The sequence below is a fragment of the Acinetobacter qingfengensis genome, assembly GCF_008693185.1.
GTDB classification, from domain to species: domain Bacteria; phylum Pseudomonadota; class Gammaproteobacteria; order Pseudomonadales; family Moraxellaceae; genus Acinetobacter; species Acinetobacter qingfengensis.
Window position 1 is genome coordinate 235,771 of record NZ_VXKN01000004.1, and the last position, 18,515, is coordinate 254,285.

Annotated in this window: 27 protein-coding genes; 9 read left to right on the forward strand and 18 right to left on the reverse strand. The window is 38.1% G+C overall.

What is annotated here, in order from left to right; translation table 11 throughout:
- The 5 genes from F4V57_RS07480 to F4V57_RS14760 all read right to left on the reverse strand — a co-directional run bounded on the left by F4V57_RS07480 (position 1) and on the right by F4V57_RS14760 (position 3,796).
- Positions 1-279, reverse strand: a complete 279-nt coding sequence (locus F4V57_RS07480; protein WP_070070421.1) for a hypothetical protein — start codon at positions 277-279, stop codon at positions 1-3.
- A 6-nt stretch (positions 280-285) separates the two neighbouring features.
- Positions 286-504 carry a hypothetical protein gene (locus tag F4V57_RS07485; RefSeq protein WP_141729265.1) on the reverse strand — a complete coding sequence of 73 codons (219 nt, stop codon included), beginning with the start codon at positions 502-504 and terminating at the stop codon, positions 286-288.
- 4 nt (positions 505-508) lie between these two features.
- The gene (locus F4V57_RS07490; RefSeq protein ID WP_070070419.1) at positions 509-805 is read right to left on the reverse strand and encodes a hypothetical protein; all 297 of its coding nucleotides are present in this window, start codon (positions 803-805) and stop codon (positions 509-511) included.
- Positions 806-807: 2 nt separating this feature from the next.
- Positions 808-3,549 (reverse strand): toprim domain-containing protein, encoded by a 2,742-nt coding sequence (locus tag F4V57_RS07495; RefSeq protein WP_070070418.1) that lies wholly within the window; start codon positions 3,547-3,549, stop codon positions 808-810.
- Between the two features lie 70 nt (positions 3,550-3,619).
- Positions 3,620-3,796, reverse strand: coding sequence for a hypothetical protein (locus F4V57_RS14760; RefSeq protein ID WP_171257558.1), 177 nt, complete (start codon positions 3,794-3,796; stop codon positions 3,620-3,622).
- A gap of 92 nt (positions 3,797-3,888) precedes the next feature.
- Between F4V57_RS14760 and F4V57_RS07500 the strand changes: the two genes are divergently transcribed.
- Complete coding sequence (locus F4V57_RS07500) at positions 3,889-4,245, forward strand: helix-turn-helix domain-containing protein (protein ID WP_070070417.1); 357 nt, start codon at positions 3,889-3,891, stop codon at positions 4,243-4,245.
- A 388-nt stretch (positions 4,246-4,633) separates the two neighbouring features.
- Positions 4,634-5,602, forward strand: coding sequence for a hypothetical protein (locus F4V57_RS07505; protein WP_070070416.1), 969 nt, complete (start codon positions 4,634-4,636; stop codon positions 5,600-5,602).
- Between the two features lie 13 nt (positions 5,603-5,615).
- Here the strand turns inward: F4V57_RS07505 and F4V57_RS07510 are convergent, their stop codons facing one another.
- The 3 genes from F4V57_RS07510 to F4V57_RS07520 form a co-directional block, all read right to left on the reverse strand.
- Positions 5,616-5,819, reverse strand: coding sequence for a hypothetical protein (locus F4V57_RS07510; RefSeq protein WP_070070415.1), 204 nt, complete (start codon positions 5,817-5,819; stop codon positions 5,616-5,618).
- 54 nt (positions 5,820-5,873) lie between these two features.
- A complete protein-coding gene (locus F4V57_RS07515) occupies positions 5,874-6,761 on the reverse strand; it encodes a Rha family transcriptional regulator (protein WP_070070414.1) in 888 nt (295 codons plus the stop codon).
- A gap of 106 nt (positions 6,762-6,867) precedes the next feature.
- Positions 6,868-7,053, reverse strand: coding sequence for a hypothetical protein (locus F4V57_RS07520; protein WP_081409245.1), 186 nt, complete (start codon positions 7,051-7,053; stop codon positions 6,868-6,870).
- A gap of 598 nt (positions 7,054-7,651) precedes the next feature.
- Between F4V57_RS07520 and F4V57_RS07525 the strand changes: the two genes are divergently transcribed.
- The 5 genes from F4V57_RS07525 (at position 7,652) to F4V57_RS07540 (ending at position 10,684) form a co-directional block, all read left to right on the forward strand.
- Complete coding sequence (locus F4V57_RS07525) at positions 7,652-8,344, forward strand: hypothetical protein (RefSeq protein WP_150330545.1); 693 nt, start codon at positions 7,652-7,654, stop codon at positions 8,342-8,344.
- Positions 8,341-8,523 carry a hypothetical protein gene (locus tag F4V57_RS14770; protein ID WP_070069789.1) on the forward strand — a complete coding sequence of 61 codons (183 nt, stop codon included), beginning with the start codon at positions 8,341-8,343 and terminating at the stop codon, positions 8,521-8,523. Before F4V57_RS07525 ends, F4V57_RS14770 begins: the two co-directional genes overlap by 4 nt.
- A 145-nt stretch (positions 8,524-8,668) precedes the next feature.
- Positions 8,669-9,961 (forward strand): hypothetical protein, encoded by a 1,293-nt coding sequence (locus tag F4V57_RS07530; RefSeq protein WP_070069788.1) that lies wholly within the window; start codon positions 8,669-8,671, stop codon positions 9,959-9,961.
- A 27-nt stretch (positions 9,962-9,988) separates the two neighbouring features.
- Positions 9,989-10,273 (forward strand): hypothetical protein, encoded by a 285-nt coding sequence (locus F4V57_RS07535; protein WP_070069787.1) that lies wholly within the window; start codon positions 9,989-9,991, stop codon positions 10,271-10,273.
- Positions 10,274-10,684: a hypothetical protein gene (locus F4V57_RS07540; protein WP_070069786.1), complete on the forward strand. Its 411-nt coding sequence runs from the start codon at positions 10,274-10,276 to the stop codon at positions 10,682-10,684. It begins immediately after the preceding gene.
- Between the two features lie 12 nt (positions 10,685-10,696).
- On the opposite strand, the gene F4V57_RS07545 is transcribed toward F4V57_RS07540, so the two are convergent.
- The 8 genes from F4V57_RS07545 to F4V57_RS07580 form a co-directional block, all read right to left on the reverse strand.
- Entirely contained in the window at positions 10,697-10,999 is a 303-nt protein-coding gene (locus tag F4V57_RS07545; protein WP_070069785.1) for a type II toxin-antitoxin system RelE family toxin, read from the reverse strand.
- The gene (locus tag F4V57_RS07550; RefSeq protein ID WP_070069784.1) at positions 10,989-11,231 is read right to left on the reverse strand and encodes a type II toxin-antitoxin system RelB/DinJ family antitoxin; all 243 of its coding nucleotides are present in this window, start codon (positions 11,229-11,231) and stop codon (positions 10,989-10,991) included. The genes F4V57_RS07545 and F4V57_RS07550 overlap by 11 nt, the downstream gene beginning before the upstream one ends.
- Positions 11,232-11,421: 190 nt before the next feature.
- Positions 11,422-11,622, reverse strand: a complete 201-nt coding sequence (locus tag F4V57_RS07555; RefSeq protein ID WP_070069792.1) for a TraR/DksA C4-type zinc finger protein — start codon at positions 11,620-11,622, stop codon at positions 11,422-11,424.
- Positions 11,619-11,834, reverse strand: coding sequence for an ogr/Delta-like zinc finger family protein (locus F4V57_RS15105; RefSeq protein WP_081409199.1), 216 nt, complete (start codon positions 11,832-11,834; stop codon positions 11,619-11,621). The genes F4V57_RS07555 and F4V57_RS15105 overlap by 4 nt, the downstream gene beginning before the upstream one ends.
- A gap of 169 nt (positions 11,835-12,003) precedes the next feature.
- The gene (locus F4V57_RS07565) at positions 12,004-12,438 is read right to left on the reverse strand and encodes a hypothetical protein (protein WP_070069783.1); all 435 of its coding nucleotides are present in this window, start codon (positions 12,436-12,438) and stop codon (positions 12,004-12,006) included.
- Entirely contained in the window at positions 12,366-12,719 is a 354-nt protein-coding gene (gene gpM, locus F4V57_RS07570) for a phage terminase small subunit (RefSeq protein WP_070069782.1), read from the reverse strand. The genes F4V57_RS07565 and gpM overlap by 73 nt, the downstream gene beginning before the upstream one ends.
- Before the next feature lie 12 nt (positions 12,720-12,731).
- The gene (locus tag F4V57_RS07575; RefSeq protein ID WP_070069781.1) at positions 12,732-13,748 is read right to left on the reverse strand and encodes a phage major capsid protein, P2 family; all 1,017 of its coding nucleotides are present in this window, start codon (positions 13,746-13,748) and stop codon (positions 12,732-12,734) included.
- Between the two features lie 45 nt (positions 13,749-13,793).
- On the reverse strand, positions 13,794-14,612 hold the full coding sequence (locus tag F4V57_RS07580) for a GPO family capsid scaffolding protein (protein ID WP_070069780.1): 819 nt from the start codon (positions 14,610-14,612) through the stop codon (positions 13,794-13,796).
- Positions 14,613-14,767: 155 nt separating this feature from the next.
- Between F4V57_RS07580 and F4V57_RS07585 the strand changes: the two genes are divergently transcribed.
- Both F4V57_RS07585 and F4V57_RS07590 read left to right on the forward strand, forming a co-directional pair.
- A complete protein-coding gene (locus F4V57_RS07585; protein WP_070069779.1) occupies positions 14,768-16,516 on the forward strand; it encodes a terminase large subunit domain-containing protein in 1,749 nt (582 codons plus the stop codon).
- A gap of 38 nt (positions 16,517-16,554) precedes the next feature.
- Positions 16,555-17,559 carry a phage portal protein gene (locus F4V57_RS07590; RefSeq protein WP_070069778.1) on the forward strand — a complete coding sequence of 335 codons (1,005 nt, stop codon included), beginning with the start codon at positions 16,555-16,557 and terminating at the stop codon, positions 17,557-17,559.
- Between the two features lie 66 nt (positions 17,560-17,625).
- Here F4V57_RS07590 and F4V57_RS07595 read toward each other — a convergent pair whose 3' ends face one another.
- Positions 17,626-18,063 carry a protein-export chaperone SecB gene (locus F4V57_RS07595; RefSeq protein ID WP_070069777.1) on the reverse strand — a complete coding sequence of 146 codons (438 nt, stop codon included), beginning with the start codon at positions 18,061-18,063 and terminating at the stop codon, positions 17,626-17,628.
- 8 nt (positions 18,064-18,071) lie between these two features.
- Positions 18,072-18,500, reverse strand: coding sequence for a hypothetical protein (locus tag F4V57_RS07600; protein WP_070069776.1), 429 nt, complete (start codon positions 18,498-18,500; stop codon positions 18,072-18,074).
- Between the last annotated feature and the right edge of the window lie 15 nt (positions 18,501-18,515).

An 18,515-nucleotide genomic window follows, 5' to 3' on the forward strand; every position in this document is an offset into this window, starting at 1 on the left:
TTAATATGAGATTGTCTGTTTATCAAATGCCATGGCGTATTTGGTCACATCACTGGCTTTCCAGCGTGGGACATAGGTATCTTTGGTGGGTAGCATGCGTGCCGGTGGGAATTGCCTGTGGCTCATGATGTGTTTTTTGGTGTAGTCAAGGCTGTAACCAAAATAGGCAGCAATGTCATGTTCGTCCCAGAGTTGTTGATCCAAAGGTATGGTCGGACGATGGGCGATTCTATCGACCATTTTGTTGATGATCTTTTTAAGTTGGGATAGGTCTGCCATATTTTTTTAACCTCTCGACAATGCGCTGGCCAGTGCAAGTGAAATGAAAGTCGCCAAAGTTGTTACGCTAATAGAGGCAATTAGTGCATGTAGGAAATTACGGCTTATCCAGAAACAAACGAATAACATCACAAATGCCATAGCAAGTACGGTAAGCATAATTTTTAGTGCAAACGGGTCATATAGCGTTGGTATGACTGCGATAAGTGCATTAAGATATGACATGGCTTTAGTCCTCTAAGGCTAGACTTTCAGGGTCGATAAATGGCAACTCATTTGGATCGATAGAATTGGCGTTCGGAGATCCATTTGAGTTGTCGATTTGATTTTTAATTCGATTAGCTAGGTCTTGAATGACTGCTAATGTTTGTCGTGTTGCACCGTATAAATACGGATAATTTTTTGCATTTGTCTTTACTTCATCTTCAGTAACAATATTTTCGAGTATTGCGATGGATTCATTGATGCGAATAATTAAGTTGTCAAGCGCATAGGCTTTAAACTGTAGATCCTCATTTTGTTGCATGGTTATTTCCCCTTGGCTTGAATTAGGTTTGGATTTGTGAATATCCAGCATTTAACCGTCCGTCTTCGGTCGGATGCTTCATTGTCTGCATCGACGTTTTTGCCGGCATCGGCGGGATAGCGGTTTGAGCTGACGGCCCGATTGGTTTCGATGAATTTGTATTTCTGTGATGTCTTAAGTAAATCCTTGATTAAAGTGATGTCCGGTAACTTCTGGTAGTACTGGGCGGCAACTTTGTAGATTTCGTTTAAATTGATCGCTACGGTTTGAGCATCTTGATCGTGATGATTAAGGCTAAATTGTGGTGAACGGCCCGACTGAAGATATTCGAATGCTTCCCAAAATTGTTCGACTTCTTTACAGTCGCCATTCAGTTGATCGACACGGGCCTGTGCCATTTCCATGAGCATATCTTGGGCCTTGGCCACTTCTTCATAATCTAGTACGCCATCAAGTACATGCTCTGCCAATGCTTCGACTAGGGCTGCTAATTGGGCATGGCATAAAGCGATCCTAGTATGGGTAATGCCGGCACTGTGGTATTGGTCTTCAATACTTTTTAGGCGGTCTTGATAGGTTTGTAGGATCTCGTTTTCTTTGCGTAGGCAATGCGTCATGTAAGTGCATGTGTCTTCGAGTTCCATGCGGTCGAGTGTATCGACAATCCGCTTGGTTTCGAGGGACTGTCCTTTGCGGTCAAAAAACAGGTGTAAGGTACGGGTCAGAATTGCTTCTGATGCAGCAATGGACGTATTTTGGCTGATCATGATTGCGCCCCGGAATGGTGGCTCATACGTTTCATTACCTGCGTTTTTCACACCTTTGGAGCGGATTGCCCGACCATTAAATGCATCTTTGAGTTCGTCCCAACTGAATTTTGCTTGTTTGACACTATTACCCTGCTGATCGTTACGGTCGCCTTCGATCAGGACGACGGGAAGGTTGGAGATTTGGGCAAAGTTACGATAGACCGCAACGCTGGTGGCTTTGTTGGCATCAAAGCCTTCATAGTCTTTGCGTCCGGATAGTTTCCATAAAAATTCGATTAAACGGGATTTACCTGCACCAGCTTCACCGACAATTTCAATGAAAGGGTATGAGCTATGAAGGCTGCGGATCTGTTCTGCAAAATAAGATCCTGTCCACCATGCCAGTGTGATTAAACCTTTGCTGCCTCTGACACGATAAAAGTCTTTCCACCATGTCGGTTTAAATTCCTTCTTGGGGTTGATGGTGATGACCGGGGATTTGGCCAATGACTTGAGTTCAAGGCGTTTGATCTTGAAATAGTCATGTTCATTAATAGCGATGATCTGGCCGTTGTGGACAGCATGCTGCGGGAAAATATAAGTTTGGTGTTCGCTGGAATAGCCAATAAAATCTGTGGTTTTCACTTCTTTGAGTCGCTCCGTTTTGCGTTTGATAAAAAATTCAAGTTGTTGATCGGTGCCGGTCCACATTGCACCGGCCATAATTTGCATGGTTGCATCTTTAAATTTGCTGCGGCTGCCGATTTCACTGGCGGTAAATTGTGTCTTTTTTTCTGCCCATTGGCTTTGCATGTTGAAGTAATACCAGGACTCGCCTGTGACTTCGTTGCGTTCAAAATAAAGGGGTTCGATTTGGGCGTTACAGATTTCGGTGACTGCTGCACAGTCCCGAAGGGCTTGTTCCCGTTTTTGTTGATCTAACATGTCGTCAAAACTAGGGTCTTCTTCGATTTGGTTCATACGCCTGACATATTTGTCGTAGTCCAGATTGAACCAGTACAGACGGAAGTTATGATTAAAGAAAAAGGTTTTGGTACGACCTTCTTTGAAGTTATAAATAAGTAGACCTGCCTGTTCGGCTGTTTCGGCAATCAGTAACTCACCGTAATGACGATATTTAGCCCGTTCTTCGCTGTGCAATAGATCATGTAAAAACAGGTCGTTCCAGTCGAAATTTCGACCTTTTACCTGGTGCGGTGGCAGGGCAGCGGAAGAAGAAAATTTTTGTTGTAATGCCCGGATGTGAAATTTTTTGGTGGCATCTTTGCCGGCTTTATCGTTGTCGAATGCCCAGATTAATCGTGGTTTGTCGATTTTTAATTCGTGGCAGCGGTCCTCAATTTGTTTGAGCAATTGGGTAGGGTAGTTACTGGTGGACATGCTGGCTATTGCCGGTTGTCCAGATTGCACCAGGGCGATTGAATTAAATATGCCTTCGCTGATCCAAATGCTTTGTACTTTGCATAGGCTGTCGAGATCCAGTAATGACCAAGCCAGACCTTCATATTTGCCAATAAAGTTGGCTTTTTGACGGCCGAAACGTTCTGGGCGGTCGATAAAGCGTTCCCAATACACACCCTCGGCAATTTTAAAACGGACGGTGCCGGTATAAAGCCCTGGATATTTTTTCTCGTTGCTAAAAGTTTCTTGGGTGTAGCGGTCTTTCAGTGCTGCAAGGTCAAAACCTCTGCCATGTTTGAGATAGGCATCGGCTGCGGCATGAGGATTGATGTCAGTTTTTGGAAATTCTTTGGACCAATCCTTGAATAGATCTTCGCAGATGTCTTTGACGTGTTCTTCGTAGCCGCATTTATTCAAGCGACCGCATTTAACGATGCGTGGATTGATGGCATGGGTGTAGCATTCTTTTTTACTGCATTGTGGGCAAATACCTTCTCTATACCATTCACCTTCACGTTTAAACTTGAAGATCTGGTTTAGACGGTCGTCGATGCGTCTTGATATATCTGACATGGATAAACTCTATTGCAATGAAACGTAATTAATTTTTTGTGATTTGTAGCTTTGGCTACCAGAGTTTTATCTATGCAATAGAATCCGCTTCCTGTTGTTGCTGTATGAATGCATCAAGTAAAACTCTGGTGGGTTTTCTTCGGGTTTCATAGGCAACTTTTTCAATGATGGCTCGTTCGGCTTCGGTGACACGTACCGCAATCACATGAGTTCGGTTCTGTTTTGATTGATTGTTGCATTTAGACATGGTTAAATCCCTATAAATCGTGATTTAGTTACTTAGTAAAACTAATTTATCACGATAAAAGATGATTTAAAAGTACTTATTTGGAAAAAAGTATGAAAAATGATGATTTATTTAATCGTGGTGAAAGATTACGTGAAGAACGAAAACGCCTGGATATAAAAACACAGGAAGATTTAGCGGAAATCCTTGGGGTAAAAAAGAATTCTATTGTTCGATATGAAAAACATAATGATGCCTTAACTACCGACCAACTGGATAAGCTGGAAGATTATGGTTTCGATATTGGTTATATTCTCTGGGGCAAGCGTTTATCCAATAGAAATGAAGTTGCTGCTGATTTATCTGAAGATGAACAACGATTGATTGTAGCGTATAGACAGACCAAAGATGAGATGCAAGCCGGATTGGTTGCAGTAGCGGAGTGCTTTGCAGGGCAGTTTAGTGGTTGAATTAGTTTAGCCCTATATAGAAGCTAGCTAGTTTAATTAAAAACCGTATGAGCATAATAAAACTAGCCATTAAGGCAATGTGCCATAGGATTTTGATAAAGCTATTTGGGTTGTAGTTCATAGATTCCATCATTAAGCCTAGAAATTTAAATCGAAATTGCTTATTATTGCTCACAAGTGTTTAATCCTTATGCTTCAAGGGTCGAACCAGAAAAGCCAAGAACTGCAAATTCTTGGCTTTTTGCTTTTGAGCTTTATTGTTCATTTTTTCTTGTTAATTAAAATTATGCTGTGTTGTGTATTGGCGATAGACAACAAAATGTTATATTTGTAAAACTTGATTCTAATAATTTGATCGTGTGTTGTTTGCTCTGGGGAGAAGAGTAGTGTGAGTAATTCTACTGAAAAAAGTATTAAGAAAGATTTTAAAATCTCTGACTACATTGGATGGATATTGCTAGGTATAACACTTTGGTTTCTGTTTCCTTGGATATTCTCGTTTTTTTTTAACTGGATAATGACAGACCCGAAGTATTATGGTGAGAATTTTGGTGCTGTCGGTGACATTTATGGTAGTGTAAACGCTTTATTTACCTCAGCGACTTTAATTCTTGTTATCGTTTCAACCATGATGCAACGGCAAGCGAATCAAGATGTTCGTGAAGCGATGGCAAAACAGCTGAAACAGGAACAAGCGTCTTCAACTGCACAATTAGCACAGGCTATTGATTCAACAAAAAAACAGCTTGAATTAGCTATACAAGTACATGAAGCACAAATTAGTGAATCAAAGTATGCAATTTTTAATAATAAATTTTATTCTTTAATTAATTTTAAATCTGAATCTGTAAACAATCTGGTTTGGTATACTGATGAACATGGGGTAGAACAAAGAATAGAACCAAAAATCTTTTTTGAACGCTTGTCAAAAACAGTGCGTCATTCTTTATCTGTATGGTCAGAAAATCCCGATGAAATGGATATAGAATTTTTGAAGAAATCTGTCTATATTAAAACGTTTCCCTATTCTAAAAGAAATGACATAACATCCTTACTTGCGTATTTCTCAAATTATAAGTACTTGATAGAATTGGTAAAAAATATGGATTTATCGCCTATAGATAAAAGGATGTATTTAAGAATAATAGCAAATTCAATGAATTATAATGAGCAAATTATTTTATTTTATATTTCACCACTGTATAAAGACTTAATGGAATGTTTAAAAGATTCCGAAATATTTGTACATTTTTCGGGTTATCGATACGAGTTTTTCGCACATAAATTTTATAATGAAAGTTATTTTGGAATTGAGTTTTGGAAAGAGTTTTTTAAAGAACAGGGAGACCCGACCTAAGTCGGGTCTTTTATTACTTCAAGACTTGATCTATCTCACAGATTTGGTGGTGAAGCAGATTAAACAGTGCAGTGTGTTCAGCCGGTGTTAGCTCCTCGTTGATTTTGGTGAATGCGGATAATGCATGTTTAATGGTTTCAACTGGGTATTGAATCTGCTCCAGTTTTTGTTCTGCGGTCATATTTTGACGCAGTTGAATTTGTATTGTTGAGCTCATCTTTTATTTTCCTAACTCATTGTATGAGTGGGGATTTGATGTAAAAACGGGTATTTATCCAAGTGGATATTCGGTATGTTCCAATACATGCTGTTGCCGTGCATCAAATATCCAGCATTTGACGGTTTTGCCTGTGATGATACTACTGACGGCATGGTTGTGCTGCATGTAGATCGGGTAGGGGCTACGGCTTTGCATGAGGTTGGCTTGTAGTAGGGTTTTGGCCGGTAAACCTTCGATACTCTGGTAAAGCTGAGTGATGTTGAGTGCCAAAATGCGGCTGTCCCGGCTGTGATTGAGTTTGTCTATGCCGTAGTGGTTTATGCTTTGCCAAAAGTCGCCTAGGGTTTTGTTCTGGATCAGGTTTTTTTGTTCCAGTGAGAGGCAGGCGACGGGAATGGTTTCACGACATAGTTTGGCTTTGTCGTGCCACATGACTTCGGCATCTTGCATAAAGCCGTTTTGGTCGTAGTGGATACGGCTAACGGTGTAGAGTGGTCCACCGGATTTAAGTTGTACAGCTGCACCGACATGGATATGTTGCAGATTGCCTTGTACGTTGTGAAGCATGGCAGCCATTTGGTTGAAGGTGTTGATGTAGGCAATTTTGGTCAGTGCTGCTTCTTCACCAGTAAAGCCCATAACCAAGAAAATAAAACCATCTTTGGTCATTTCGTACATTGGGCGTGGTTTGCCTTGTTCATCTAAATATTCGACGAGCGTAAAATTGCGCTGGTTAAATTCAACCACCTCAAAATTGAGGGCGTTAGATTTAGCCTCCTGAAAATTAAGGGCGCTAGATTTTATTGCTAAGATACTTTCGATTTTTTGTAAAACATTGTCGTGACGTTTTTTAAAAATCTCGGCAACTTTTAGGCTGTTGGTTTTTACCTGTTGGTCGTGGATAAATACTGCATCGTCGAGTTGTGTTATTGCATTCATGAGCATTCCCCCAATTTCTTTGATTGAATGGAATCATACATACTTTGAATTGCATGTGGAGGTGCATAAAAGGTGCTGAAGAGGTGCGTAAAAAAATTGATCATGGCTATACTCCCCAAAATAGCATGGAGAATGCCAAGCCAAAGATACAGAGATATGAGGCGGTATTGATCAGGGTTTGTTGACGCTGGCGACGACGCTGTTGTTGATTGTATGCGTCTACATCGTAGATTGGGGTGTGTTCCCGTACGGAATTTTGAGTGTGCGAATGCGTAGAAGCGAAATGTTTCATTTGCTATTCCTGTGATCAAGTTAAGTTTTAACCTGACACCATTACTTCTCACGGTGATGGTGACAGACTGGACAGGGGTGAGAATACCGCGATCACAGGGAGCGGCCAGCCCGAAGGCTGCCCTATCCAGCCTGCCATAGAACAGCAAAGCTGAATTGTACGCAAAAAAATAGCCCGTGACGGACTTTTTGCGTCTGTGATCATAAATATTTCAGGTTCTCACGCCTGTGCAAGGATTTTGCCTTGCCTTTAAAGCGTAACTAAGTTACTATTTTTTGGCAAGTAGAATTTTAATATTTTTATAAGTAATTGGTTTGGTGGGGAAAATGACAGAAGATTTAAGTTTAGCGGAGGATATAGCAAGAAAAAAAAAGCTTTTAGGCAAAAAAAAACATATTTAATTAGTACTTTAGAAACCTTAAAAAATGAAGATTGGAATAATTTATTATATAATCATACAAATGATAGTATAAAAGCTACTATTGAAACCATAATTATACTTCTAGGTGAATTAAATTTTAATGATATTGATATATTAATTAATTTAGAGAAAAACATTGATCTTATAAATAATAATTTAGAAAGAATTAAAAACAAGGTGGGTGATATTGATAAAAACCTAGCAAATATTTTGGGTTATATTAATATTTCTCTATATTTTATTAAATTATATACAGATCATCGTACTAATTTTACTAATTTTATAGGTAATTCTCTTAATAAAATTATGGTAGAAGTAAATGAGGAATTGAATACTTTTCGAAGACGAAGAAATATTGCTGATAATGCAAAAACTGAAAGCATTTATAATAATGCAGTTAAGATTCACAGAGATTCTGAAAAGAAATATAGAGATAAATTTTATAAAAGTCTAGTCATAGTTTTTAGTTCGACTTTTTTACTTTTCCTATTAAAATCTTGTATTCAAAATATTTGGGAAGTAACTGATTCAGAATTTTGGTTTCTAAAATTATCTGTTTTAACTGTAGGAATTACATTAATAACTTATTTTATAAAGCAATCCTCACACTATCAACATTTAGCCGATCAAAATTATCAAACACAAGTTGAGTTGCAAGCTTATCCAAGCTTTATGGAAAGTATCCCAACTGAGGAAGCGGCTAGTGTCCGTAAAGAATTAGCATTAAAGTACTTTGGTCGGGAACTAGAAAAAAGCAGTAATAAAACAAATGGTAATTTACTGGTAGACCAGGTTAAAACGAGTGCAGATTTGGTCAAAGCAACAACGGAAGCAATTAAGAATATTAATAAAAACGGTAATGCACAATGAAGACTTGGGAACAGACCTATATTGAGTTTGTCATTTCACTGGCAGAGCCAGTTAAAGACGGTAAGATGATCCATGGTTGGAGTGTGTATTGGTTGATGCCTTGCGAAGATGTTGAGTATCGATCAAAAAATCCTTCTGATGTTAAGTTTGTTCGTAATAGACCGATGCCAAAAATTTGAGATGGGACTAAGTATTCCAGATTGTCAAGTAAAACAGCAAACATTAGGGTTTAGCGGTAGCTTTTGTATCGTTACTAAGTTACTATTTTTGTGTAAGTAGAATTTTAAGATTTTTATAAATAGTTAGATTGGTGGGGAATTTGGTGTGGCTAATGAAAGAATGCTGTTATCAGCTGAATTAACAAGTGCAAAAGCTAATTTAATAAATCTTAAAGGACAGCTAGATCAATTTATTAATAATAATATTAATAAATATAAAATAAATACCAATATTACTGAATTTTCTCGATTAACATCGACCTTTGACGAAATAATAGAAAAATTAGATACATTAATATCATTAGGATATTGTAAAGAAAATGGTGTTATAAACTTACATGCTTCAGTAGGTATATTATCTAGTGATTTAATATCTTTTATGAACACTGCTTCTTCTGAAAGAGAAGGTTTGTTTAACATTAATAGTTCTCATCTAATGAATGTTAATATTCACATGGCAAAAATAATTGATATATTAAATGAGAATATCAATGAATATCTAGCCGCATTTAATAATAGTGATTTTAAAGCTAAAAATATTTTAGAACGTGTAAATGTATTGGAAAATAAATTAGATGAATTATCTTTCAATCAGATTCGTAAAGAAGTTCAAGTGCTAGATAAAAAAATATCTAATTTAATGGATCATAAATCTAATTTCATTGAAGATTTTGAACAGAAGCTAAGAGAACGATCAAATGATCTTATTCTTACTCTTCAAAACGAAATCAATGAACAAAAAGCGAATGCTACTGTTCATATAAATAATGATATTGAAGAGATTAAAGAGTCCATTGGTGCATCCAAAAAAACAATTGAAGAACTTTTGGGTGATATAGAATCCTATAAACGTATTATCAATCATAAATCTGAAGAAGAAATTTCAAGACATTATTCAAAAAAAGCTTCTTCGGAAATGATAACTTACTGGATAGCAACTGCTTTAAGTATTGTGATCATTATCGTCGCTCTATGTATGGCCTGGTTTGGTTTACAAGACTATTATCAAACTTATGTTCACGAAACCGATCCAACAAAACTTCTAGCACTTGAAGCTACAGCTGAATATGCCACTATCTATTTAGGGTTTCGGCTTGTTCTATCTTTCTTATTATTCTTAACGGTAATTTATACTAGCCGTATAGCGTTTCGTTCATACACACACTGGCGTCATAGTGAAAGTATGAAGTTGAAGCTGAGTTCATTACGTCCGTTTATCAATTTATTTGAAGATGATGAGAAAAAAGATATACATAAAGGATTGATTCAGGATTATTTTGGTAAAGATGCTGGAGTAGTTGATTTACCTAATGAGAAGTTTAAGGATGTGCCTAAAAATATTGCTGATATTGCGATGAAAGCGATAGAGAATGTTAAGGATCGTGAAAATAAATCATAATAAAACTTTTAATAGGGAATAGTAGCAGTGAATGCAAATGTTGATTTAAATATTATTATTCAAAAACTATTGAATGATACCTATGGTTTGATCTTTTTATGTAGCATAATTTTTTTAGTTATTTTGGCAATGGTTATCTATTTTGTTGCAAAATCAGGTTTAATATCTGAAATTAAAAATTATTTAGAATATCGAAATAAAAGTGAACAAGATAGATTGAAGAATCAAGAAAATTTATTAAATGATTCTTTGTTTAAAAATGTAAAATCTGAGCTTGAATATCATTTTAATATTGAAAAAATTCAGAAATAATTGAAATTTAAGCATTATGATATAGATTTACTTTTTTATATTATTTCATGCCGTAATAAAAAAGCTGCTATTAAATATTATGAGTCTGCAGGCTCTTGTCTTGAAAAAGATCAAACAACCAAAAAATATAAGTTGAAATCAAAATATACAGATGGCAGTGTAAAGGTCATGTATTGGATTGGAACGATACAGTATTTTGTTTTTGTATTTGCATCGTTATTCCCGACATTTTGGGTTTTTTATATCGCATGGACAACAGGTGAAAGTCTTAAAGACTTACCAAATATTTTTTTTGGATTGCAATTTTTATTATCCATTATTGCAATTACTATCGGCTTATGTTTTTTAAGCCCTCTGTTAAAACCATGGAAAGCAAAACAATTTTTAGAGTTGGAAAAAGTGAAGGATTAGAGACAAAGATATTTATTCATCTACTCGATGATGTGCCAGCTCATATGCTTCACTACGCTCACGCTTGCCCACGGCCAATACAAAGACCAAAACTACATCATCTTGTACTTGGTAAACCAAACGATAGCCTGACGCTTTAAGCTTGATTTTATAACAGTCTGAAAATCCACTTAAACGATTGGCTTCGATATGTGGATTTTCCAAAATTTTGGCAAGTTTCTTTTTAAATTGTGTTTGAATGGTACTGCCTAGCTTTTTCCATTCCTTTAATGCTCGTGGATCAAATTCGAGACTGTATTTAGTGTTAGAGGTCATCTAGGCTTACCTTAATGCCTTTTTGTGGGGTGGCTAATCGTTGCTTCACAATTTCCAAAAGCTCTGCATCTTCGTCTGAAACGACTAGCGTTTTGAAGGGTAGTTTTTCTTGATCTGCGACATATTGTAAAGTTTGACGCAATAAATCGGATGGCGTAATCCCTAGCTTATCCAAAGCTGCATAAGCTCGTTCTTTTAGTTCATCTTCTATTCGGATATTAATTGTTGCCATTGTAATGCACCTTGTAAATACATTTGTATGTACAAATTATAAGTTATAAATTTAACTTTTTCAAAAAAACATTGTTAATTTATTTAGAACCGATGAATCTGAAGTAATGGAATTTCTAAATACCAGCACACGGCGATCAGTGCCATCAAAGCACCGGTCAAAAAGCCGAAATAAAATGCTGGCCAGTGCATTAACGAAATGTTCTGGCTTTGGCTTCTTGTGTTGCTGCACAGTCAATACATAAGGTAATGCCACCATAGGCTTGCCGCTGTGGTGGAATGTCGTTGCCGCATTGCTCACATTCTGTAAGTGATGGGGCGGTGTAGTCTTTGGGCTGGATTTTTATTTGCTCTAGCTGGCGTTGTTGGGCGATGTCAATGATGTCTGTCATGCTGGTTGCTTCAACTGTTTGAGGATTTCCGGGTTTGGGGTGGCTGAAGGCGAGAGTTGTTGTAGCCATTCTGTTCGACCTTTGAAGGTGGCTCCGCAAAATGGATTGGTGCATTGGGCATATACTGTTTTGAGCAGGGCATGGTCCTGACGACTGGAGCGCAGAATCATGGCCGATTTACAGTGAGGGCAGGCATGTTTTGGTATTCTCATGTTGTGTTTGCTCTGTAAACATATGTAAATAATAGCTTAAAACCACGATAAATAGTGATTTTACTTGTAAATATCATTAAATATGATACTTTATGTCTGTCAGCACCGCTGATAATTGCAATGAAAAACCCCATTTTCTACCCACTGCCCCAAGTGGGTATTTTTTTGCCTATTTTTTGGCATTCTGTATTTTTTGATATTCACGTTTTGCCCAGGCATCGGCAGATTTTTTGCTGACATAAACATGTTCTTTGATCAGTGGTTTGCTTTGTCCACCAAGCACCACGACTTGATCTTTGCCATTGCTGCCTTTGTACCAGGTCTTTACGCCGGTGTATGACGCATATTTATTTTTGAGTTTGGCGGCTTTTTCGGCTTTGGTGAGTGGGGCTTTTTTCTCTTTCTTGGGTTTTTCCACCAAGGGCTGATTATTGGTTTCACGAATACGGTTGTATTCTCGATAAGCTGCATTTTCTGCCGAATTTTGAGTTTGATATGTATGTTTTAAGGTGAGAGGTTTGCTTTGATCGCCTAGCTTAAAATTTTGTTGCTTGCCATTTTTGTCTTTATAAATTGCAATAACGCCTGTGTATTGGCTATACACCAGACCATCATTGTTGTGACAATTAGGTCATCAACGGGTTTGTCGGCATTGATGACACCTTTCACATAAGGCATGTATTTCGGAACAAGTTTGCGTTTTTCTTCAATCTTGGTCTGAATTGACTCAATGCCTTTGAGCCGTATTTTGTCATTGGTCAGTTCTTTAAGCTGTAACTGATATGCGCTGGCATCTTTGTTGTAACCGCCAAAGTCATCGGTCATGGCGGTCGCTTGTTGCTCCGCCAGAACCTTTAAACGATGGCGTTTTGCTGGTGACATCATCGTTAAATTACCTTAATCAATAAATTCGATATTTTCTGCAAATGCGACTTTTTCGTATTCTTCTACGACATAGTCTTCATTTACCGATTCATAGTTGGCGATCTGGTCTTTTTTCGGTTCATCAATAATGTGACGGCGACGAGTACCTTTTTGCCAATAAATAGACAAGTTATCCAGGCTGGTGATGAGAATTGCATTCTCTGCGAAGTACGGCACTCGGATAGCTTTTAATCCACCAATCTGAATTTGTGATACCAGAACTTGGCCTGCCAAAACATTTTCGTTGTCATCGGCATTGTTGGTAATGCGGAAATTCTTTTCATTGAGCAAGTTGCGGCCGACAATCACAACTAAATCGGTACCATCCCGAAAAATTGGATGGATATATTCATCGGCAATGTTCTGTACCAATGCATCCAAATTTTTATAGTCACCTGTTGCACCGACGGTAATTTTTCCAGTCCCTTCCGCTCCTTCAGTCATATGTTGCGCCGGTGCATCGGTACGGATTTTTTGCAGCCAGCCGATATTGACATCCTGTAATAGTGGATTGGTTGACCGGTTTGTTGTTGCAGCGGCAGAGGTACCGTTCCAACCAATCATGATGCGATCCAGACCTTGCTGGGTTTGAATCTGATCTTTAAACAGTGGGTAGAAATTCGGTTTATGTGCCCACATGTCTAATCGGTTATAACGGATTGCTGTATCGAAGTTGGTCTGGCGGCAGAAATAGTCACGTTTACGGCTGATGTTTGATGGATCAATTGCAGTACGTTCACCGCTACCACTGGTATCGGTACGCCCTGCGATGGTTGAACCCATGCCTAAGCCGAGTACTTCCGCTGTTTGATCAATTACTTCTTCAACATTGATCATGCCGAGGAATTGGACTTTTTTCTGAATCTGTCCTTCAATTTTCTGGGCAATCGTCGGACTGACGGTAAATTTTTCGGTAACACTGGACACACCGTTAAGCGTGGCCAGTTGTGTCATTGCTGCATTAAATCTTAATCGGGTGTCATTACGCATTTTTTATCTCAAAATCTGGTTAATCGTAAAAATTAGAGGACTGGATTAGCAGTCCACGACATCGGTTGAATTTCCACGGCTAAATTGCTGCTGTTGTCCCGGTTGTTCGGTTGATTCCAGCTTTTGTTTTACAGTGTCATAATCTGTTTTCAGCGAATTAAAGTTTGCTGCTAAATCGTCATGTGCAGTTTTTAGTGAAGCAAATTCTTTTTCGACATCGACCTGACGTTCGCCAACCATTTGAACTGCTTGCTGAACATTGGAAAAGTTGCTATCGGTTTGTTCTTTATTGCTGGAGAACATGGCCTTAAATTTGTCGAACCAACCCGTATTAGCTTGAGTTTCTTCAAATTCGATGCTGGCTTCAATTGGTGTCGAGAACAGATTGTCTGGACTGTCACCAAACTTGATGCCGGCAAATGTACTGGAAAATTTTAATTTTTCTGTGCCGATGGAAGCTGGTGAGTCGGTAATGCCTAAGCCACCTAAATAGGTTTTACCTGTGCCGGCAAAGTTTGGTTTGACTTCAATTGAGGTATAAATTTTCTGCCCTTTTTTATTGACTTCAAGCAATTGGGGTAGGGCTTCGATCTGGGCAAATAACGCAAGTTTTTTCTCACCGGCGATTTCAACTTCTTCGGTTTTAAGAGCAAGCACGTCACCATACGCCCCAAAAGTTGAATCTGGAGAGGCACTGCGTAAATGTTCCAGCCAAATTCGGGCACCGTAGGTATTTTGGCTGTATGTATCAGCCATATCGGTGAGCCATTGCGGTTCGATGGTACGGCCATCAATTGATGCACCGGCGACGGCTACACGAAACCATTTTGATTTTTTAGCCGTTGCTTGATTTTCTGCTGACATGTTGGATCCTGCATTAAAATTGAAAATAACAATCTATAAATATAATTGGCAGAATCGGCACAAATAGATAAATACGCAATAAGCCCTTGTTGTGTATAGCGAATAGACAACACCATCAACATGCTTAATTTTGTAGTAATTGGCTTAATTGCTACATGAATGAGATCGCCGAAAAATCCCCAATCCTGACCTTTGATAACCGACTGTATGCCAAGTTTTTGTACTGGATGGGTTGGCGGATCAGTTCGATTGCAGAATTCTTGAAAGAGAATGATAAAACTGTCCATGCATGGAAGGCTCGTGACAAATGGGACAAAGATGCACCTGCCGGTCGTATTGCCGAAGCACTTGAAGCCAGAATGGTGATGCTGATTTTAAAAGATCAAAAATCGGCACATGATTTTAAGGAAATTGATTGTTTGATGCGGCAGGTTGAACGTCTGGCCAGAGTCGATAAATATTTAAATGGTGGTAATGAAGCGGATCTGAATCCGAATATTAAAAATAGAAATGCTAAACCGAAAAAAGCAAATTTACCCAATGCCCTGACAGAAGAACAAATTGAGCAATTGATTGAAAAATTTGATGAGGGATTATTTGATTATCAGAAAGTCTGGTACCGAAATGTAGATCAACGTAACCGAATATTGCTGAAGTCCCGTCAAATTGGTGCGACTTTCTACTTTGCTCGGGAAGCTTTGATTAAAGCAATCACCACCGGACGGAATCAAATTTTTATCTCTGCATCAAAAGCCCAGGCACATGCTTTCAAGGGGTATATCAAAGATTTTGTCATGCAGGCGATTGAGGTTGATCTTAGCGGTGATCCGATCGTGATTACTTTGCCAAGCAATGAAACGGTACGTTTATTTTTCTTGGGTACAAATTTCAGGACAGCACAAAGTTACTCCGGTGATTTATATTTTGATGAGTTCTTTTGGGTCTATGGCTTTGCCCAATTGAAAAAAAATGCCTCTGGTATGGCATCGCAAAAAATCTATAAGAAAACTTATTTTTCTACACCTTCCACCAAAACCCATGAGGGTTATAAGTTCTGGAATGGTGAGGCCTATAACAGAGGGCGAACCAAGGATAAAAAGGTTGAAATTGATGTATCACATGATGCGTTGGTAAATGGTGCATTGTGTGGGGATCGCACTTGGCGGCATATTGTTAATATTTATGATGCTGAACGCCAGGGCTGTGATTTATTCGACATTGAAGAATTGATCGACGAAAACAGTACCGAAGAATTTTCTAATTTGTACATGTGTGAATTTGTTGATGATGGTCACTCAATGTTCCCATTGGCCAGCTTGCAACCATTGATGGTTGATAGTATGGAACTTTGGTACAAGGACTTTAAACCTACCTTCAATCGACCTTTTGGCAATAAAGAAGTATGGCTAGGTTATGACCCTGCGGAGACAGGGGACAGTGCCGGATTGGTTGTTCTGGCACCACCTGATTATGAATATTCAAAATTCCGTGTACTGGAAAAGCATCAATTCAAAGGTATGGATTTCCAATCGCAGGCCGATGTGATTGAAAAAATATGTAAAAAATATCGGGTGACTTATATCGGACTGGATACGACGGGTATGGGTACTGGTGTTGCCCAGCTGGTCAAAGTCTTTTTCCCTGCATTAACCACTTTCAGTTATTCACCTGAAGTTAAAACTTTACTGGTAATGAAAGGACTCGAAGTGGTACAGGACGAACGACTGGAATTTGATGCCGGTGATATTGATATTGCCATGAGTCTGATGTCGATCAAAAAGACTATGACCGGATCCGGTCGTCAATTCACATTTGAGGCCAGCCGATCTGAAGAAACCGGACATGCAGATTTAGCCTGGGCATTATTGCATGCCCTACATAACGAACCGCTGGGCCAACGCTAGGGTGCAAAAACAGGTAGAACAAAAGTTGAGATTGGATAATGAGTGATGAACACGTAAAGCTAAGTGATGGTATGGTCTTTACCTTTGGCGATCCGGAACCGGTATTAAATGGCTATCAAATTCAGGATATGATGGAATGCTGGTGGAATGGCCAATATTATGAAACGCCATTTAATATGTACGGATTGGCGAAATCGATTGGATCAAATCCGTATTTGCCCAGTGCTTTGCAGTTCAAGAAAAACCAACTGTTAAAATATTTTGTGCCACACGCAAAATTAAACCTAAAACAATTTGATCGCTTGTGCCTTGAGTTTGTGACGTTTGCCAATGCTTATCTGGAGCGTGTAGACAATTGGTTGGGTGATCCCTTGTACTATCGTGCATCCATTGCAAAATATACCCGGCGTATGAGCAAGGATAATGAATTTTTATTGATTAAAGATGATTATTCGTTACAGCCATATCGTAAAGATTATATTTGCCATATTGCCGAAAATGATATTAATCAGGAAGTGTACGGTGTGCCGGAATGGATGGCCGTGCTGCAAAGTGCATTGCTGAATGAGTCGGCTACACTATTCCGTCGCAAGTATTACAACAATGGATCGCATACAGGTTATATCTTGTATATGAATGATCCGAACATTACCGAAGATGATGCGGAAGCGATTCAAACTGCGGTAAAAAATTCAAAAGGGCCGGGTAATTTTAAAAACCTGTTTATCCATGCGCCCAACGGCAAAGATAAGGGTGTACAGATTATCCCAGTCAATGAAGTTGCAACCAAAGATGACTTTTTTAATATCAAGTCCACAACTCGAGAAGATATACTCGCAGGGATGCGTATTCCACCTGTATTGATGGGTATTATTCCAAGTAATACTGGAGGCTTTGGATCTCCGACGGAAGCATCACAAATTTATTTTGAGAATGAGATTATCCCATTGCAGGTACGTTTATCATCAATTGTGAATGAATGGGCAGGGGAACAACTCATACATTTTAATAATCCTATAGTGCCAATGCCACTGAAGGATTGATCTGTTATCTATCTAATCCAAAAAGCCAAGAATGACAATTCTTAGCTTTTTGGATTGCTCACAAAGTTATTTAGCAACTTCTTGAACGGATTTTGTAAAATTATAAGTTGGTAATAAAACTGGATCATATCCAGAATTAATAAAGAAGTTATTTACAAACGCTCGAATAAAGGGATAAGCAATGGCTGGGGCATTTACTTTAGGAAAATTTGAGTCCTTAAACTCTTGAGTAATAGGATTTTTACTTGAAAAACGAGCAATAAAATCAACCTTTAAAATGCCATCATCCTCTTTACCTTCAGGTAAAGGCGCTTTTATATCAAGCTTAAAATGGACAAGAAAATCATTTTCATCTTCATCCTCGGTTTCAGGAAATATTGAATTATAGTAAATAGAAGGTAATGCTGCCTGTTCTTCTTGCATTTCGTCAAAATATTCCAATAAAGCTTGACTTGGTATGAAATGAACTCGTACAGCTCTATAATCTAATAATCTAATACTCATGTCATTCCTTAGGCTGCAATATCAGGGGCGAGGTCAAAAGTATTGTATTTTGCTTTATTAACAATACCATTAGAATTAAAAATAGCTGTAGAGTTATCTTGAATAAAATCAGTATTTCTTGAACGTGGCTGATGTGATTTAATTATTTTTACTGTATCACACAAATCTAAGTCTATCGCATATACTCTATGAGAGCGTTTTGAAGTTTCTTCAATTATAGACATCCAAATGTCCAGATGACGATTAATTTCGTTCTTCTTTACATTATTTAAGCAAAACAAATAATAGTTATCAATTCTTTTGCTATTTAAAGGAATACTATGACTTAAACGCTCATGATCCAGTGTTTCATATTGTTGAATAAATAGCTCAACATTCATTTCTTGAACTAAATTATCAAGAAACGCTGAAGCATTTTGAATGTAGTTATTGTTCATAATATTACCTTTTTA